The organism is Colwellia sp. PAMC 20917 (genome assembly GCF_001767295.1).
Lineage (GTDB): Bacteria > Pseudomonadota > Gammaproteobacteria > Enterobacterales > Alteromonadaceae > Colwellia_A.
On record NZ_CP014944.1, the window covers coordinates 3,789,635 to 3,809,443 of the forward strand.

Below are 19,809 nucleotides of genomic sequence, written 5' to 3' on the forward strand. Positions count from 1 at the left end.
TATATATGAATTGTAAAATGACATTGAAACATCTATCACTAATTTTTTGTTTAACAGGTATTTTATTTACCAGTTTTTCTTTAACCTCTTTTAAAGTTTTTTCATCAGAAAAACATCATAAAGTAGCTGTGGATTATAGCTTTACGCCGCCTGCACCTAAAACTCAGACGCCAGAACAGGCGCTTATTAAAAGTACTGGTTGCTTAAGTTGTCATACAGATACAGACAGTTTGTCGATGCATGCTAGTCCAGGGGTGATATTAGGTTGTACTGATTGCCATGGCGGTGATGCAAATATTACAAAGCCTTTTAAAGCTAAGAAAGAAGATAAAGAATATTTGGCAAGTTTGAAACAAGCGCATGTATTACCAAGTTACCCACAAGATTGGAATTTTCCTTCAAGTGCTAACCCCAAAGCTAGTTATACACTGCTCAACAGAGATGCAGCAGAATATGTGCGTTTTGTTAATCCTTCTGACTTACGAATCGCGGAAGAAGCTTGTGGCGCTTGTCATCTACCTACGGTACAGGCAGCAAAACGTAGTCTTATGGCGACAGGAGCCATGCTATTTGGCGCTGCGTCTTACGCGAATAATATTTTACCGTTTAAAAATTATATTTTAGGTGAAGCTTATACTCGTGAAGGCGAGCCAACCGCAATTGCGGGACCTCCTATAGAAAATAGTGAAGAAGCAACGAAAAACCATGGTGTTTTACCTATCCTTTACCCATTGCCAACATGGCAAAATGTACCTCCTGGCGATATTTTTAGAGTATTTGAACGTGGTGGTCGTAATATATCGAACGTATTCCCAGAAACTGGATTACCAAATTCACTTGGACTTTTACAACGTATTGAAGAGCCGGGTAGACCTGATATTAAGCAATCAAATCGAGGCCCTGGTACCGGCGGCCGAATTTCAGTTCCATTACTCAATGCACATAAGACACGTTTAAATGATCCGTTAATGTGGTTTTTAGGTACTAACGATAATCCGGGTGATTTTAGAACTTCAGGCTGTGGTTCATGCCATGTTGTTTATGCAAATGATAGAGAACCACGTCATTCAGGGCCTTATGCACAATACGGTAATAGCGGTCAATCGCAAACTATTGATCCCACGATACCTAAAAATGAAGATGGTCATCCATTAAAACACGTTTTTACGCGAGCAATTCCTACTGCACAATGTATGTCATGTCATATGCATCAACCTAATATGTTTGTGAATACCTTTTTAGGTTACACCATGTGGGATTATGAAGCTGATGCACCAAATATGTTCCCCAAAGAACAACGTTATCCTACGCATGAAGAAAAATTTAAAGTAATGGAAACCAACCCTGAAGGTGCTGCGGTAAGAGGTTTATGGTCGAACCAAACTTTTTTACGTGATGTCTGGACTAAAAATGATCAAATGAAGAATACCCAATTTGCTGATTATCATGGTCATGGTTGGAATTTTAGAGCGGTATTTAAAAAAGACCGTAAAGGTAATTTACTCGATAAAGAAAATAAAATTGTAGAGCCAGATGACCCAAAGAAATTTGATAAAGCCGTGCATATGTCATCTGTTCATCTAGATGTAGGTATGCACTGTGTAGATTGTCACTATTCACAAGACAATCATGGTAATGGGCATGTTTATGGTGAAGTCGCCGGTGCAGTTGAAATAGATTGTGTCGATTGTCATGGTACAGTGTCTAAATATCCTAATTTAAAAACATCTGGTCCTGCTGCGCCCCCAGGCGGTACTGATTTATCATTAATACGTAACCCTGATGGCCAAAAAAGATTTTTATGGAAGGACGACGGATTATATCAACGGAGTTTAATCTGGCCGGAATTAGAGTGGAAGTTAAGCTTATTAAAAGATGTAGTTGACCCAAAGCATAAAGAATATAACGCTAAAGCTGCTCGTGCAAAAACAATGGAAAAAGATCCCATTGATCAACATTTTGGCTTAGATGTTACACCAGAGATGTTAGCCCATAATAATGATGAAATGGAATGTTATTCATGTCATCAGTCTTGGACAACCAGCTGTGGTGGTTGTCATTTGCCGATAGAAGCTAACTGGAAAACAGAAAATAAGCATTACGAGGGCGGTGAATCAAGAAATTACGCCAGTTATAACCCTCAAGTGGTACGAGACCAAATATTTATGCTGGGACGCCGAGGTAAAATTAATGGTGGAAAAATAGCACCATTAAGGTCAACTTCGGCCTTGGTATTATCATCGACCAATTCAAATCGTGAAAAAATATATGTGCAACAGCCACCTATATCCGCAAGCGGTTATAGCTCTCAAGCGATGAACCCTCACTTTGCTCATACCGTCAGAAAAGAAGAAACACGTGAATGTAGTGATTGTCATTTATCCGAAGATGCTGACAATAATGCCATATTTGCCCAAACATTAGGCTTAGGTACTGACTTTATTGATTTTATTGGCTTTCATGCTTATGTAGGTGCAGATAAATCGGTAGAAGCAGTACAAGTGACAGAATGGGAAGAGCCACAGGCAATGAAAGGCAGCTTCTTACATAAATATGTTTATCCTGATTTTTATCAACAACATTTAGATAACGATAGAGAGTTAAAAATAGGTTATGAACATAACGCAGGTGCTATCAATTGTTTGCAGTTGCGAGGTGAATACTTATTTGCAGCAGCAGGAAAAGAAGGTCTGGTAGTCTATGATGTTGCTTCAATTGCTAATAAAGGCGTGAGTCAGCGGATCATCACCGCACCAACGACTTTATTAGGCCAAGATACAAATATTAAAAGTGCTAATGCCACTTGTGTTTCTCTTGTTACAACTCAACCCGTTGCTCCTGAGCGAAATCAAGGTGATTTAATGCGGATCACTAACCAAGAAAAACCGTTCCATCCTATTTATAACTACGCGTTAATAACCGATGCTAATGAAGGTTTGATATTAACCAATATTGATACTTTAATGGACGGTGAACCACGAAATAATTTTTTAACTAGAGCGTTAACGTGGAATGAAAACGATATATTAAAAGGAGCACGACACTTAACCATTGGTGGTCGTTATGTTTACATTATCGCTGATGCAGGCTTAGTTATTTTAGACTTAGATGATCCATTAACACCTAAACATCTTATCACCGTGGCATTAAATAATGGTCACTCTGTTGCTCAACAATTTAGATACCTGTTTGTCACCGATGATGATGGGTTAAAGGCAATTGATATTACCTCACCACAAAATGCGTTTATTGTTAAAGATAATACCATTAAGCTTAAAGATGCTAATCGTGTATTTGTCTCTAGAACGTTTGCTTATGTAGCCGCAGGAAAAGAGGGCTTAGTTATTGTTGATATTAATCAACCTCAATTGATGAAAACATATCAAATATATAATGCTGAAGGGAAAATAAAAGACGCACAAGATGTTGTTATTGCAACAACAAATGCATCGTTATTTGCTTATGTTGCTGATGGTGATTCAGGCTTGAAGGTCATACAATTAACTTCACCAGATTCACAGCCCAGATTTTACGGCTTTAGTCCAGACCCTAAACCTGAATTTGTCTCATGGTATCCGACAACATCAAAGGCTTTATCATTGTCTAGAGGTTTAGAGAGGGATCGTGCTGTTGATGAAACCGGTGGGCAAATTGCAGTATTTAGCCGATTGGGATCAGGTCCTTTGACTGAAAAAGATATGAAAGGTTTATATTTAGATAAAAAGGGCAAACCGTGGTTTGTTAAAGATATGCTTGATTCTATGGCGGATAAAACACATTTCGGTGTTGCAACACCGGCTTTAGTTATCCCAAAAAAGCAAGTGTTGCCGAATAACACAATTGAACAACCTGTCGACAAGGTAGTATTACCTCCAGCTGAGCATGAGGAATAACCCATTGAAAATATTATTATTTAGTATAATTAATTTTTGTATCTTATTTACGATAAGTGCCGCAGAGTTACCTCAACAAGATAAAAATGTTCATCTTGGAGTCGCAAGTTGCGCTGCGAGTATGTGTCATGGTTCTGTTGTTCCTCGTCAAGGTAGCGATGTATTACAAAATGAATATATTATCTGGAGTCGTGAAGATGCTCACTCACAAGCTTATCAAACGCTTTTATCAGCAGAGTCAAAAAATATAGCCGCAAAATTGGGACTTGATAATGCCGCTAAAGCAGGTATTTGTTTGGATTGTCATAGTGATAATGTTAAAGCAGAATTACAAGGTGAAAAATTTCAGATAAGTGATGGTGTCGGTTGTGAGTCTTGTCACGGCGGTGCTCAGAACTATATCAGTAGTCATACATCTTCAACGGTAAGCCGAGAATCTACTTTGTCTGACGGATTATTTCCAACAGATAAACCTAAACAACGTGCAAGGCTTTGTTTATCTTGCCACTTAGGGAATAAAAATAAACAAGCCACTCACGATATTATGGGGGCCGGTCACCCTAGACTAGCGTTTGAATTAGACACTTTTGGGATTTTACAACCTTTACACTATGTTGTAGATGAGGACTATAGAACACAAAAATGGTCCGGTGATAGTTATGTAACTTGGGTTTATGGCCAGCTTGAAGCCAGTAAATCAACGCTAAGGTTAATTGAGAGTAAATTGATCAACAATAATGGGCTATTTCCAGAATTATCTCTGTTTGACTGCCACTCTTGCCATCATCCTATGTCTGATCTGAAATGGACAGCAACCAAAGGACAAGGTTTTAAACCGGGCACAGTGCGCTTAAATGATGGGAATTTTAAAATGCTGATGGTTATCGCTTCACGTACGGAGCTATTTACGCCATTACATCAACATTTAACTGAGCTACGCAATGGCCTGAATAATAAAAGCCAACTACAATATGCTATCGCTAAGGTAATGGAAGATATTGACGCTATTCAAAATGCATTAGAAACACAAAGTTTGAGCCAAAGGCAAGCATCTGCCAGTTTTTTACTAAATAAAATAGTGACTATAGGAGCAGATGGTGAATTTTCTGATTATATTGCCGCAGAGCAAGCCGTAATGGCGATCGATTTATTATTCGACTTTACCGGTAAAAAAAGCGTTTTTGCTAGCGCTATTTCTCAGTTATTCGATATAGTTGCGGATGATGAAAAGTACAATGCTCAATTGTTTTCACAAAAGTTAAATGAAATAAATAAGCGCATAACCAAAAAATGATATATTACTATTTGTTAACAAAAGTATATTGTTTTTAAATAAGTACTATGGATAAAGTGGCTGATAATATCAGTTAATGATTGACGAGATGGAAGAATACAATTAATGAATAACAGCGTAATTAAAATAACAGCGTTTGGCTTGGTGGTTTTTTTTAGCTCGCTAGTTTCTGCGGCGAATGACACTGAATTAAGTCAGTTAAAAAAATATTTATTAGAAAAAAATTATAGTCAGGCATACCGTTATTCAGAATCATTAGCAGATGAATTAGCGGGCGAGTTAGCCTTTGATTTTTTGGCGGGTTTAGCTGCGTTTGGTAGTGAAAATTATCAGGCAGCAGTCTTCGCGTTTGAACGAGTGGTTATCCTAGAACCTACATCCTTTAATGGTCGTTATTATTTAGCATTAAGTTATCAAAAAGTGGATAACTTATACGGTGCTATAGTTGAATTGAATACTCTATTAGCAAATGAAACCATTAATACGTCACTGACGAATGAGCAAAGAAATCAGATTGAAACTCAGCTGAGTTGGGTCAATAAACAATTAGTTGCTAGAAAACGCAGCTGGTCGCATGATATTGCGCTAAGTGTTGGTTCTGATAGCAATATTAACAGTGGTAGCTCACAAGACGAAATCACCCTAGCGAATGGTACCTTAATTCCCTTGTTCGACTCATCAAAAGCAACATCAGATGCTACCTATGCATTGCGCTATCATGTCAATTATCAATACCCATTAAGTCAATATCAAACGCTATTAGTTGATTTGTCTGTACAAAATAACAGCTATTTTTCTTATGGTGAATATAATCGTCAAATGCTGAATTTATCCGTCAAGTATGAACGACAACTAATGAATGAATCATCATGGTATCTAGGGGCAAGCACTGTCCCCCTTTGGTTTTCAAGTAATAAGTATCGAAACCAAAATGCTATTAATTTTGGCTGGCAGCAGCTGGTAAACAATAATAACTATGGTTTTAACACCTCTATAGCGAAGGTTGAGCATTTTGTTTATCAAGACCTAGATTTTTATCACACGCAAATAAATGCTTTTTATCGCATTAAAGCTCAATATCAACATACTTTCCTCATTAATTGGTATCAAGATGATAATACAAAGGGGTTAAATCATAACAGTAAAACAGCAGTAGGCGCTTCTTACATAATTAGTTATCCCATTTTTAATCACCTTAATGGCAATAGTATGATCATGTTTGAACAGCAAAATTATGAAGCACCAAATCCGCTATTTGATGTTTATAGTGATGCAACATTAGCAATTATCTCTAGTGAACTTATTTATACAGGCCTTGAACAGCAAATTTTACAACTACAATTGAGCTATCAAGCTAAAAATCTTGATAGTCATCTATCCGCGATGAAAATCTATGAATATGACCGCTTAAAAATAAACCTAACATGGAAATATGAATTCTAATGAATATATTAAACGCTATTAAAATTATCATGAACGTGATGTTTTTTTCTCTATTCATATCCAGTTCAAATGCCGCAGACGAGGTAGGGAAAACCATGATTGCGCGAGGCGAAGTTCAGGCAGGTTCATCTGAACAAGTCAATAAACGTCCTTTAAAACGACGTTCTTCTATTTTTGAAAATGATATTATTTCCACTGGAGCATCAAGTAAGACACAACTTCGCATGACAGATGGCAGTATGATTGCGATGAAAGAAAATACCGAATTGGTCATTGCTGAGTATACATATAACAGTGAAAATGGTAAAAATTCGGCAGTTTTAGATTTAGTGCAAGGAGGATTACGTTCAATTACTGGCGCAATTAAAGCAGAGAAGGGCGATTATAAATTAACAACGCCAATAGGTAGTATTGGTATTCGTGGTACCCACTTTGAAGTTGAGTTATTAAATGGCACTGTGTGGATTGCCGTTTGGGACGGGGCAATAGATGTGCTATTAAGTACTGGGCTTAAGTCTGGCTCAATGCTGTCCTTAGGCGTAGGAGAGAATTATTCGTATGCAGCCATTGATAAAGAAGGAGTGGTTACTACCTATATAGAGCCACCACAAATCTTTGAACAAGGTATGAGTTCTAAAGCCACAGAAATAACTAAAAAATCTACTAATGATGATACTGCTACTAATGATGATACTGCTACAAATGTTGACGTAAAAAGGTCAGCCTATGAAGAAATTAACACAGCATTGATCATATCCTCAATAGAAGAGGGCTATACCGAGTTCATCAGTTACGATGAACTTAATTCACTAGCACCTCAAAATACTTATGAATTGGTGGCCGCTAAACAAGGGACTATCGAATACTCAGCTGCAACGGTCATTTCTGACTATAATTTGTCAAATTTTACAGCGGGTATGGAGATTGACTTTGATACTGGGCGCATCTCAAATGGACAATTGTCATTCAATGATGATCGTAGCTCTGATGCGTGGAATGCTGTGTTTAATGGCAATATGCACATTAAAAATGACGCAGTGTTTTTAGAAGTAGGTATTACCTTTGCTAGCCATGGCAATAATTTAGCTGACGGTATTATCTCAGCAAATTTTATCGATTTTTTTGGCTTAGATGCTGTCTCTGGAGGTTTCCAGTTACATGAACAAACCGGAGATGTTGAAGTTGATGGTTCTTACTTAATTAGAGCAAAGTACTAGGCAATATGATGAAATTATATTTGAGAGCGTTATTTATCTTCGGTTTGTTGAGTTTTAATTTAAGCGGTTGTGGTGGAGATACTAGTGAAGATAATACTGAAGTTGTATTGTTACCAGCCGATTCAGTATTGCTAAGTACAGATATATCTTTCAGTACTGTTCAAGCAAGTTCTTTATCTAAAGTTTCTTTTAATTACAGAACGTCAAAAGTAACAGGGGCAAGTCAAAGTGCGACAGCCATAATAGATTTACCAGATCAAAGTAAAAACATTATGGGGAATATTCTATTAGCCCTTGATGTAATAGATATAGCAGGAATTGAGCAAATATCGTTAGATTTTTCGAATGGAAATCCAGATATCGCTGTATTACAGATCTGTGGTGCGTCTACTGCTAGTTGTCTTAATGATGAATTTAATGAGGTTGAAGGTGATAACACCAGTTACCGATTATTCATCAATGGTCTAAATCCGCATGACTATAATTGGCAAAGTGGGCCTAATATTATTAACGTTTGGGTAGATAACGTTGATGGTGACCGGAGTATTGCTGCCACGTTAAGTATAAATTGGCAAGCGGTAGTTATTGAAAGCACGCAGGCTGAATTTATTAATGTCATCCATGATGACAGCACCGGTGCTAACACGGGAGACTTGTCAATTAACTGGTCTGTTTTACCTGACTATCTGTTTTATAATGTATTTATTGCAACAGAACCTGGCATTAGTAGTGATAATGTAACTTCCTATGAGGGTGGTCAAGCAAGATTGTCATTGGTAGCTAATAATGTTGTTTTTGAGGGAATTGACGCTGATAAAGAATATTATTTCACTGTCAGTGGCGTTAATGATGGGGGTGAAAGTGCCTTTAGTTTGCAAAAAAGTGTTATTGATCTCTCCAGAGGAGCACCCGTTGTAAAGGATGATTTTGCGGAACTAAATGAAAATGATAGTATTATTATTAATGTTATAGAAAATGATAGCGATGATTTATCTAGCAAGTTACTCATTATTTCTCAGCTTAGCAATGGAACAAATGGGCAAGTTTTTGATAATGGTGATGGTAGTGTTACCTATGTACACGATGGTTCAGAAACAACATCAGATCAATTTACTTATAAAGTAAATGATGGCGAGTTTGACTCTGCCACAGCTACCGTTACCCTAAACATCACCTTGCTTAATGATATCCCATTAGCACAAAATGACTCTGCTAATGTTGATGAAGGCGGTGTTATCAAAATAGATGTCAGAAATAATGATACAGATGAAGAAAGCTTAATAAACATCTTAACTGTCAGTAATATTAGTCAAGCTAATCATGGTGTTGTTTTAAATAATAACGATGGCACCATCACTTATAGCCATGACGGCAGTGAAACCTTATCTGACAGTTTTACTTATACGATTAACGATGGCACTGTAGATTCAGCTCCCGCGACGGTATCAATCACGATTACGGCAGTGAACGACACGCCAGTAGCGGCTAACGATGTTGCTAGTGTCAATGAAAACGGTAATGTTATTATAGCTTTACGCAGTAATGATAGTGATGCAGAAACGCCCAATGGCGCACTTACGGTTACCAATCTTAGTGTCACCAGTAATGGCACTATCGTGAATAATAATGACGGAACAGTGACTTATAGCCATGACGGCAGTGAAACCTTATCTGACAGTTTTACTTATACGATTAACGATGGCACTGTAGATTCAGCTCCCGCGACGGTATCAATCACGATTACGGCAGTGAACGACACGCCAGTAGCGGCTAACGATGTTGCTAGTGTCAATGAAAACGGTAATGTTATTATAGCTTTACGCAGTAATGATAGTGATGCAGAAACGCCCAATGGCGCACTTACGGTTACCAATCTTAGTGTCACCAGTAATGGCACTATCGTGAATAATAATGACGGAACAGTGACTTATAGCCATGACGGCAGTGAAACCTTATCTGACAGTTTTACTTATACGATTAACGATGGCACTGTAGATTCAGCTCCCGCGACGGTATCAATCACGATTACGGCAGTGAACGACACGCCAGTAGCGGCTAACGATGTTGCTAGTGTCAATGAAAACGGTAATGTTATTATAGCTTTACGCAGTAATGATAGTGATGCAGAAACGCCCAATGGTGCACTTACGGTTACCAATCTTAGTGTCACCAGTAATGGCACCATCGTGAATAATAATGACGGAACAGTGACTTATAGCCATGACGGCAGTGAAACCTTATCTGACAGTTTTACTTATACGATTAACGATGGCACTGTAGATTCCGCCCCCGCGACGGTATCAATCACGATTACGGCAGTGAACGACACGCCAGTAGCGGCTAACGATGTTGCTAGTGTCAATGAAAACGGTAATGTTATTATAGCTTTACGCAGTAATGATAGTGATGCAGAAACGCCCAATGGTGCACTTACGGTTACCAATCTTAGTGTCACCAGTAATGGCACCATCGTGAATAATAATGACGGAACAGTGACTTATAGCCATGACGGCAGTGAAACATTATCTGACAGTTTTACTTATACGATTAACGATGGCACTGTAGATTCAGCTCCCGCGACGGTATCAATCACGATTACGGCAGTGAACGACACGCCAGTAGCGGCTAACGATGTTGCTAGTGTCAATGAAAACGGTAATGTTATTATAGCTTTACGCAGTAATGATAGTGATGCAGAAACGCCCAATGGCGCACTTACGGTTACCAATCTTAGTGTCACCAGTAATGGCACTATCGTGAATAATAATGACGGAACAGTGACTTATAGCCATGACGGCAGTGAAACCTTATCTGACAGTTTTACTTATACGATTAACGATGGCACTGTAGATTCAGCCCCCGCGACGGTATCAATCACGATTACGGCAGTGAACGACACGCCAGTAGCGGCTAACGATGTTGCTAGTGTCAATGAAAACGGTAATGTTATTATAGCTTTACGCAGTAATGATAGTGATGCAGAAACGCCCAATGGTGCACTTACGGTTACCAATCTTAGTGTCACCAGTAATGGCACCATCGTGAATAATAATGACGGAACAGTGACTTATAGCCATGACGGCAGTGAAACCTTATCTGACAGTTTTACTTATACGATTAACGATGGCACTGTAGATTCAGCTCCCGCGACGGTATCAATCACGATTACGGCAGTGAACGACACGCCAGTAGCGGCTAACGATGTTGCTAGTGTCAATGAAAACGGTAATGTTATTATAGCTTTACGCAGTAATGATAGTGATGCAGAAACGCCCAATGGCGCACTTACGGTTACCAATCTTAGTGTCACCAGTAATGGCACTATCGTGAATAATAATGACGGAACAGTGACTTATAGCCATGACGGCAGTGAAACCTTATCTGACAGTTTTACTTATACGATTAACGATGGCACTGTAGATTCAGCTCCCGCGACGGTATCAATCACGATTACGGCAGTGAACGACACGCCAGTAGCGGCTAACGATGTTGCTAGTGTCAATGAAAACGGTAATGTTATTATAGCTTTACGCAGTAATGATAGTGATGCAGAAACGCCCAATGGCGCACTTACGGTTACCAATCTTAGTGTCACCAGTAATGGCACTATCGTGAATAATAATGACGGAACAGTGACTTATAGCCATGACGGCAGTGAAACCTTATCTGACAGTTTTACTTATACGATTAACGATGGCACTGTAGATTCAGCTCCCGCGACGGTATCAATCACGATTACGGCAGTGAACGACACGCCAGTAGCGGCTAACGATGTTGCTAGTGTCAATGAAAACGGTAATGTTATTATAGCTTTACGCAGTAATGATAGTGATGCAGAAACGCCCAATGGTGCACTTACGGTTACCAATCTTAGTGTCACCAGTAATGGCACCATCGTGAATAATAATGACGGAACAGTGACTTATAGCCATGACGGCAGTGAAACCTTATCTGACAGTTTTACTTATACGATTAACGATGGCACTGTAGATTCCGCCCCCGCGACGGTATCAATCACGATTACGGCAGTGAACGACACGCCTGCTATCACCTCATCATCAACACTCAATTTAGCTGAAAATACGGCAAACAACACGCTAGTTTACACCGCCACTGCCACTGATGCCGAACTAGGAACCATTAGTTGGAGTTTAGTCGATGAGAATAATGTCTTTATTATTAATGGCTCGTCAGGGGCAATTACTATAAATGATAATAGCGCGTTAGATTATGAAACGTTTATTTCTTATGATTTGCAGTTAATTGCAACAGACGATGGTGTACCCAGACAAGCAGACAATATTTTAGTTACCGTTAGTTTAAGTGATGTCAATGAAAAACCAACGTTAACGGCAACGCCAAGCTCACAAGTGATTGCTGAAAATGCGCAAGTCAATGATGCAATTACTACTGTAGTTGCTACAGACCCAGAAAATAGTGCACAAACTTGGACCATTAGCGCAGGTAATGCCGATGGCATTTTTGGTATTGATGGCTCAGGAAATGTCACCATTATTGATATTACTAATTTAAATTATGAAGTGACGAATCAATATACCTTAACGGTCAAAGCGGAAGACTCGGGCACACCGACTATTTTTGAAACCCTTGATATTACCGTCGATGTAAGTGATATCATTGAAAATCAAGAATTAGCACTTGATGCCTTTTTTGGCAATAATGGAGGTAGTTCATTTAATACTTATTCTTATGCCAGTGATGACAGTATAGTCAGTACAGTTCGGCAAACGAATGGCAAGTTAGTCTTAGTGGTTAATGTTGATATTCAAGGTGATAAGAACATTGCCAGCATTCGAATGAATACCGATGGCTCAGTTGATACCACTTACGGTGATAAGGGGAGAAAAACCTTTATTTTTGCTAACAGCCAAATTGCCAGTAAGGCGGTCTTAGACTCATCGGATAATTTATATATTGTAGGCACCGAAACCATTTCAGGCTTTAATCCTTTTGTTATCAAGGTAGATAATACTGGTAATTTAGATACCAGTTTTAATACGGATGGTAAGTTTGACTACAGTTTTCTAGACTCAAGCTATGGTCAAGATATTCTAATTCATAGTAATGGTTATATTTATATTGCCTGCGATGGCTACAGTTCAACGTTTTTTCGAAATTCCCTTAAAATGATCCGTATTGACACTTCTGGAGCCTTGGTTAATTTGAATTCTGATCTTGGCGCGGGTGAATATAACTTATTTAATCCACATGACTTTTTTGCGGTTGGTTTAGCTGAACTATCAAGTGGTGAGTTGGTAGTGATAGGTGACGATTATGATGTCGAGATTTCTGAAGGAAATTTTAGTGCAGCCGTTTTAAATCAAACAGACTTTACGCAACTAAGTTTAATAGCTGCTACGTTTGATGTTAAACAAGTTGTTACAACGATTGGCAGCTCTGATGATAAAGTTGAAACCTATTTAAATTTGAATAATGATAGTTTTATTTTTGCTGGGGCATCAAATTATCTGCAAGGTATAAGTGGTCCATTAGAAGCGACGTTACTGAAAATTGATGTCACTAATGCATCTATTACGGTAAATTCCAGTTTCGCTACATCAGGTGTTTATACTGCCGATGTTGATGGCAGTAATTCTTTTGCTTCGTCAATAATAAGTATCGACCTTGATAGCAGTAGCAATATCACTTTTGGCTCAGTGGCAGATATAGGCGAAGGTGGCCCAAATTATCTTATTGATCAGTTAACCAATGTGGGGGCAATAAATGGAAGTTTTACTTCCCCCAGCTTTTCGGCTAATTATCCTGTAATGCAGGCAATGCAATTGATTGTCGACCCAACTAACGATCACTTTTATTTAGCCAATATAACGGGGCAAGTATTAAGCGATGACATTCTATTTAAACAGTTACTTAATGATGGTACTGAGGTTGCCACAAGCACTCAAATGCTTAATTTCACTGGCAGCTATGAAAACCTAATTGATATCAATTTACTGTCAATGGTGCCTAATCAAAGTGCGCTATGGGTGAATACTTATAAACCAACAGATATAAATGGTAACGGCGGAAGTCTGTCATTGTTGAGCAGTGATGGCGCCTTAGATCACACGTTAAATAAAGGCAAAAGCACCTTACAAACTTCAGGTACTTCTTATGGACCTTCACTTGAGTTAGCCGATGGCAGCCTTATCTTTACAAGATATGATAGCTCCAATAACTTAACTATTTATAAAGTTACCGACAAAGAATTTACACCGGATATAAATTTTGTGCCTAGTTTTGGTTATGCTCAAGTTAATCTTACCTTCAGTTCGCAGATAAATGATATTAGTTATGATGCATTCACCAATCATATTATTATTGTCGGTACGGTAAATGGTTCAGGTAATGATGCTTTTATTATTAAAGTCAATGCCACTGATGGTACCTTATTTAATGGTGGCAGCTATGTCAGTGGTTTGGCTATTATTAATGTGGCGGGCAGTTTTTCAGAAACTTTGAACAAGGTTATAGCACAAGGCGATGGTACTTTAATTGGTTTGGGCTCTATTGATGTCGCTGGTTTCATCAACCCTTACTTACTCAAAATTGACTCAGGAGGTGAGCTTGATCTCAGTTTCAATGGTACAGGTTATAAAAGCTATGATTTAGGTTTGGCTAGTCAAAATATTACAGCGGTGGATATAGTACAATTGGTGGATAGCTCATTCATTTTCAATGTGAATAATTTAACCGCATCAACTAGTCACTTTGTTAAAACCAATAGCTCAGGTATTGTTGACCCTACTTTTGCAAGTTCAGGAATACTTAATTTAGCCATTGGCGCAACAGCTACTGTGCTAAATGATATCACCCTTGATAGTAATGAAGTTATTTATGCCGTGGGCCACGGCACCAATGCAGATAATGATAATTTGGTGGTAAAAATATTGTCAGTTGATGGCAGTTTAGACCCTTTATTTAATGCCTATATAACACCTGGCTATTCGATGTTTGATGAAGGTGGCAACGAAACCCTTAAAAAAATATTATTTGATCCGTTTAACGAGCATATTATCCTTGGAAATACCACTTTAGGCCCAATTGGAAATGTCGATATTCAGCTCAGGGCTTATAATTTAATTCAAAATGATAATTGATCAAATATAGTTAAATCATTTTACTAAGTGCTTGGTAATGAAGTTTGAAAAAAATAAATTTATGGAATTGTTCAGTCATAATAAATAAATGCCAGGTAAATTTTAACGTGTCATTATTAGAGAATTAATATGAAAGTAAGCTTTTATGGTACTAGAGGTTCCTGCCCTTCTCCGGGTAAAGACACTGTGAAATACGGTGGGAATACCGCATGTACCTTAGTTGAGTCAAATGATGGTCGAAAACTGATTTTAGACGCAGGCACAGGAATTCGTAAATTAGGTGATGAATTAATCAAACAAAATGATGATATCTATTTGTTGGTTACACATAATCATTATGACCATATCCAAGGGTTTCCTTTTTTTAAACCGATCTATCAACAGAAAAGAAAGATTTACATTTATCCAGCAATTACTGAACCCAATGAACCCCAAGCCATCATTGAACAAATGCGTGGCAGTTATTCACCCATTGCCTCAAATATGATTAGTGCTGATATACAATTTCAAATCCACGATTGGTCTCAGCAACCATTAATGATTAACGGATTTAGTGTTATCAGACAACCGATGAATCATCCAAATGGTGGAATGTCATATTTAATTTCTTGTGATAACAAAACCGTTGCCTATGTTACTGATAATGAATTAAATGCCCCAAATTTTGTGGTAAGTAAAGCGCAGTGCAAAAATTTTGTTGCCAATGTAGATTTACTCATACACGATGGACAATACACAGAGTCAGACATGCCACTAAAATTAGGATGGGGTCACTCATTGATTTCAGAATGTCTGGATTTGGCGATTCAAGGCAAGGTAAAAAATTTAGCAATATATAGTCATGATCCAGAAAGAACAGATAGTGAACTTGATCAATTACAAGAAGAAATCAACGATATAAGTCAGGCGGTAAATGCCTTTTTAAGTATCGAAGGTCAAACAATATATCTATAACTTACTGTTTATTAAAATTCATAATTCGAAGGAATAAATATCTAAGTGTTTAACTATATAAAAAATAAAAAAAATGCCATTCTTTCTGGTTTACTTATTAGCTCTTTTGTTATTTTTTTACAGTTTTCATCTCAACCTGACGTAAAGCAACTATTAGCCCGGTTTGATGGTATATTTTATGATCTTAGATTGAGAGCAACACTAGAAGATCGTGCTTTAACAGATCAAGCTATTTTTATTATCGATATTGATGAAAAGAGTTTAGCAGCCGAAGGACGTTGGCCATGGTCGCGAAGTAAATTAGCTGAGTTAGTCAATAAATTAGCTGAAGCAAGTGTTGCTGTTGTTGCATTTGATGTATTATTTTCAGAGCCAGAAAGAAATCCAGCAGACACTGTAGCCGACTATTTGCGAACGATTGACATGGAGATTCCTCCTTACATCGAGGCAGTAAAAGTAGCCTTAGATGCTGATACTGTATTTTCAGAAAGTGTTACCGCTACTGATGTGGTGTTAGGCCTTTTATTTCAAGATGAGAATAAAGTGACTAAGGGAGAGCTACCACTTAGCGTCATCAATAGTGGAACTAACCTAGATATAACTAAATTGATCCGCGTGTCATACTCAAATTACGAGAGTAACATTGATATTTTGCAATCACAAACACCTGGTAGTGGTTTCATTAATTCAACACCAGATCAAGACGGCTTTATTAGAAGAGCTGCATTAATTGCTGAATATAAAGGAAAATTTTACCCTTCATTAGCACTTGAGGCTGCAAGATTACTCACTTTTACTGAAAAAATTGATATGGAAATTGTTAATATTGGTAATGGTGTTAAGCAAATAGCGGGGGTTAAATGGGGTAATGAATTGATCCCAACAGATGCTGCTGGCAGAGTATTAATACCTTATAGAGGTAAACGTAAAAGCTTTCCGTATATATCAGCAACCGATGTTTTGCATGATAACATCAGCTTAAATAAGCTAGAAGGAGCAGTTGTTTTTGTTGGTACTAGTGCTGTTGGGCTAGCTGATTTACGAGCAACGCCAGTGGAGTTGAGTTTCCCCGGTGTTGAAGTACATGCCAATGTGTTAGAAGGATTATTACATCCAGAAATACTGCCTAGGCAACCTGATTGGTGGGAAGCCGCTTTAGCCATTATTCTTTCTATTCTTGCCTTGTTTTGTGTGTTTTTATTTCCTGCAATAGGTCCATTATCATTAACTATAACAGCCTCATCGGTAATGATACTTACTACGATCTTTAATTTTTGGCTGTGGCAACATCATCATATTAGCCTGATGCTAACAACAAGCTTATTACTTGTTTTTCTTGTGGGTTTTTACAATTTAGGTTTAGGTTTTTTTAAAGAAAATAATCAAAAGAAAATGATAAAAGGTATTTTTGACCAATACGTGCCACCGGCCCATATAGATAAAATGTTAGCGGATCCAGATTCGGTTAATCTTGACGGCGAGCGAAAAGAAATGACAGTACTATTTTCTGATATTCGCAGTTTTACTAGCATATCAGAATCGTTAAGTGCATCAGAGCTTAAAAACCTATTGAACACCTATTTCAACCCTATCACTAAAAGTATATTTGATCACAAAGGGACAATTGATAAATATGTTGGTGATATGGTAATGGCCTTTTGGGGCGCGCCGCTTAATGATCCCGACCACGCTAAAAATGCTTTAGCTGCTGCATTAGATATGCAAGTGATCACCGCAAAATTAAGAGAAGAATTTAAAAAAATAGGTCTTCCAGAAATTCATGTAGGTATTGGGTTAAATACCGGGGATATGAGCGTGGGGGATATGGGGTCAGAATATCGTAGGGCTTATACTGTTCTTGGTGATGCAGTTAATCTTGGGTCAAGATTAGAAAGTTTAACAAAATTCTATGGCGTAGAGTGTTTAGTGAGTAAGAACACTAAAGATCAATGTCCGGAATATGTATTTAGATTTATTGATAGTGTTAAAGTCAAAGGAAAAAGTGAGCCTGTCACCATATACGAACCACTAAATGAAGCGCAACTACTAGCAACAACATTTAAAGAAGAAAATGATGCATATAGTCGGGCTTATCAATATTATTTATCTCAAGACTGGCCATTAGCAAAACAAGCCTTTATCGAATTATTAAATACGTATAGTGACCGTAATATTTATCAAATATATTTGGCAAGAATTATCACGTTAGAGTTGCTGCCTATTGCAGATGATTGGGACGGCGTATTCACTCATACGGATAAATAAATATATAAATGGCGTCATAAATTTATTTGAAATATGCGCCATACTTTTAAACCAAAGATAACTAAACTAAATTGGAGTTTTAATGACGTTAACTACGATGCTTACCGCGAGTATTATTTCTGTAGTTTTTTTTATTACAGCTGCTTTATTAAGAGCGTTTTCGCCAGGGAATAATAGCCATATAAAACGAGTGGCTTATTTTTGTTTAATATATTTATTAACTGTCGTTATTATACAATTTTCATACTTTTATTCATGGCTAGAGACTTCCTTAATTGTTGCAAATATTTCATTTTTAACGGGGTGGATTACCATCGTTGAATTGTTTTCAATTATTTTATTCAAATTAGCGTTACCAAAACTAGGACAAAATCCGCCGTCAATTATTAGTGATTTATTCTTAGGGTTATCTATCATTATTTTAATTGGTATTACGTTACGAAATTTTGGTGTTGATACGACTAGCATAGTCGCTACCTCAGCCGTGGTAACAGGTATTTTAGCTATTGGATTACAAGCGACATTAGGCAATATTATTGGTGGGATAGCGCTACAGATTGATCGTTCTATTAGGCTTGGAGATTGGATACAGCTTGAAAATGGAAATCAGGGTAGGGTTCAAGAGATTAGATGGCGACATACCGTTATTGAAACACGAAATTGGGATACTATTATTGTTCCCAACTCATCATTATTATCGGCCAATATTATTATTTTAGGTAAACGGGCAGGTGAACCACGCCAGCATAGAATGTGGGTATATTTTAATGTCGACTTTCGTACCAGTCCATCCCATGTTATTGAAACTGTTGAAAAAGCCTTGCAAGCACCTCCTGAAATATTAAATGTAGCTAAAACCCCTGCCGCTAATTGTATATGTCTTGATTTTTCGAGCGATAATAGAGACAGTTATGCACATTATGCGGTGCGTTATTGGCTGACAGACATTAAAGATGACGATCCAACAAGTTCATTAATAAGACGGCGTTTATATGCTGCATTGCAACGTGCAAATATTCCATTAGCGATACCCGCATCACAACTATTTATTGATAATGACAATACTGAGCGTAGGGAACATAAAAATCAGCAAGATATTGAAAAAAGAATAAATGCATTAAAAGAGATTAGTTTCTTAGATGTATTAACACAACAAGAATTCACTCATCTTGCAAAAGCACTTCAACCGGTACTTTATTCTCAGGGTGAAAATATCATGATCCAAAATGACCAAGCTAACTGGCTCTATATTTTAACCGAAGGCAATGCTGAGGTTTGGATCAACTCTGCTGAACAAAAAAGCAAAGTTGCAGATATCAGCGCACCTACCTTTATTGGTGAAATGGGATTAATGACAGGAGCTCCAAGAAGCGCGACTATTGTGGCAACTAGTGATGTGTATTGCTATCGCTTACACCGTAATGATTTCCAAGAAATCATTCAGCAACGACCAAGTATGATTGAACAAATATCAGATGTTTTAGCCAGACGAGAAGTTGAAACTCAAACCATTAGAGATCAATTAGATAAAGAAGCAAAAAATCAAAGAATTGAAGAAATATCTGTTCACTTACTGACTAAAATAAGTACGTTTTTTGGTTTAGATTAATTTAATCTTCTTC

The 19,809-nt window shown here is 37.7% G+C and carries 8 protein-coding genes; all 8 read left to right on the forward strand.

All coding sequences use genetic code 11. The features are described from left to right. Nucleotides 1-17 precede the first annotated feature (17 nt). The 8 genes from A3Q34_RS16275 to A3Q34_RS16310 all read left to right on the forward strand — a co-directional run bounded on the left by A3Q34_RS16275 (nucleotide 18) and on the right by A3Q34_RS16310 (nucleotide 19,796). Nucleotides 18-3,893: a hypothetical protein gene (locus A3Q34_RS16275; RefSeq protein ID WP_157471014.1), complete on the forward strand. Its 3,876-nt coding sequence runs from the start codon at nucleotides 18-20 to the stop codon at nucleotides 3,891-3,893. 4 nt (nucleotides 3,894-3,897) lie between these two features. Continuing rightward, nucleotides 3,898-5,187: a multiheme c-type cytochrome gene (locus A3Q34_RS16280; RefSeq protein WP_070376308.1), complete on the forward strand. Its 1,290-nt coding sequence runs from the start codon at nucleotides 3,898-3,900 to the stop codon at nucleotides 5,185-5,187. A gap of 105 nt (nucleotides 5,188-5,292) precedes the next feature. After that, complete coding sequence (locus A3Q34_RS16285; RefSeq protein WP_070376309.1) at nucleotides 5,293-6,630, forward strand: hypothetical protein; 1,338 nt, start codon at nucleotides 5,293-5,295, stop codon at nucleotides 6,628-6,630. Next, entirely contained in the window at nucleotides 6,630-7,847 is a 1,218-nt protein-coding gene (locus A3Q34_RS16290) for a FecR family protein (RefSeq protein WP_070376310.1), read from the forward strand. The genes A3Q34_RS16285 and A3Q34_RS16290 overlap by 1 nt, the downstream gene beginning before the upstream one ends. 5 nt (nucleotides 7,848-7,852) lie before the next feature. Continuing rightward, the gene (locus A3Q34_RS16295) at nucleotides 7,853-14,968 is read left to right on the forward strand and encodes a beta strand repeat-containing protein (RefSeq protein WP_083278060.1); all 7,116 of its coding nucleotides are present in this window, start codon (nucleotides 7,853-7,855) and stop codon (nucleotides 14,966-14,968) included. 129 nt (nucleotides 14,969-15,097) lie between these two features. Continuing rightward, nucleotides 15,098-15,922, forward strand: coding sequence for an MBL fold metallo-hydrolase (locus A3Q34_RS16300; protein ID WP_070376312.1), 825 nt, complete (start codon nucleotides 15,098-15,100; stop codon nucleotides 15,920-15,922). A 45-nt stretch (nucleotides 15,923-15,967) separates the two neighbouring features. After that, the gene (locus A3Q34_RS16305; RefSeq protein ID WP_083278061.1) at nucleotides 15,968-18,187 is read left to right on the forward strand and encodes a CHASE2 domain-containing protein; all 2,220 of its coding nucleotides are present in this window, start codon (nucleotides 15,968-15,970) and stop codon (nucleotides 18,185-18,187) included. Nucleotides 18,188-18,269: 82 nt separating this feature from the next. After that, nucleotides 18,270-19,796, forward strand: a complete 1,527-nt coding sequence (locus A3Q34_RS16310) for a mechanosensitive ion channel family protein (protein WP_070376313.1) — start codon at nucleotides 18,270-18,272, stop codon at nucleotides 19,794-19,796. The last annotated feature ends 13 nt before the right edge of the window (nucleotides 19,797-19,809 follow it).

Coding starts and splice junctions, on each gene's coding strand:
- A3Q34_RS16275 (WP_157471014.1), top strand. CDS start 18: ATGACATTGAAACATCTATCACTAATTTTTTGTTTAACAGGTATTTTA.
- A3Q34_RS16285 (WP_070376309.1), top strand. CDS start 5,293: ATGAATAACAGCGTAATTAAAATAACAGCGTTTGGCTTGGTGGTTTTT.
- A3Q34_RS16290 (WP_070376310.1), top strand. CDS start 6,630: ATGAATATATTAAACGCTATTAAAATTATCATGAACGTGATGTTTTTT.
- A3Q34_RS16295 (WP_083278060.1), top strand. CDS start 7,853: ATGATGAAATTATATTTGAGAGCGTTATTTATCTTCGGTTTGTTGAGT.
- A3Q34_RS16300 (WP_070376312.1), top strand. CDS start 15,098: ATGAAAGTAAGCTTTTATGGTACTAGAGGTTCCTGCCCTTCTCCGGGT.
- A3Q34_RS16310 (WP_070376313.1), top strand. CDS start 18,270: ATGACGTTAACTACGATGCTTACCGCGAGTATTATTTCTGTAGTTTTT.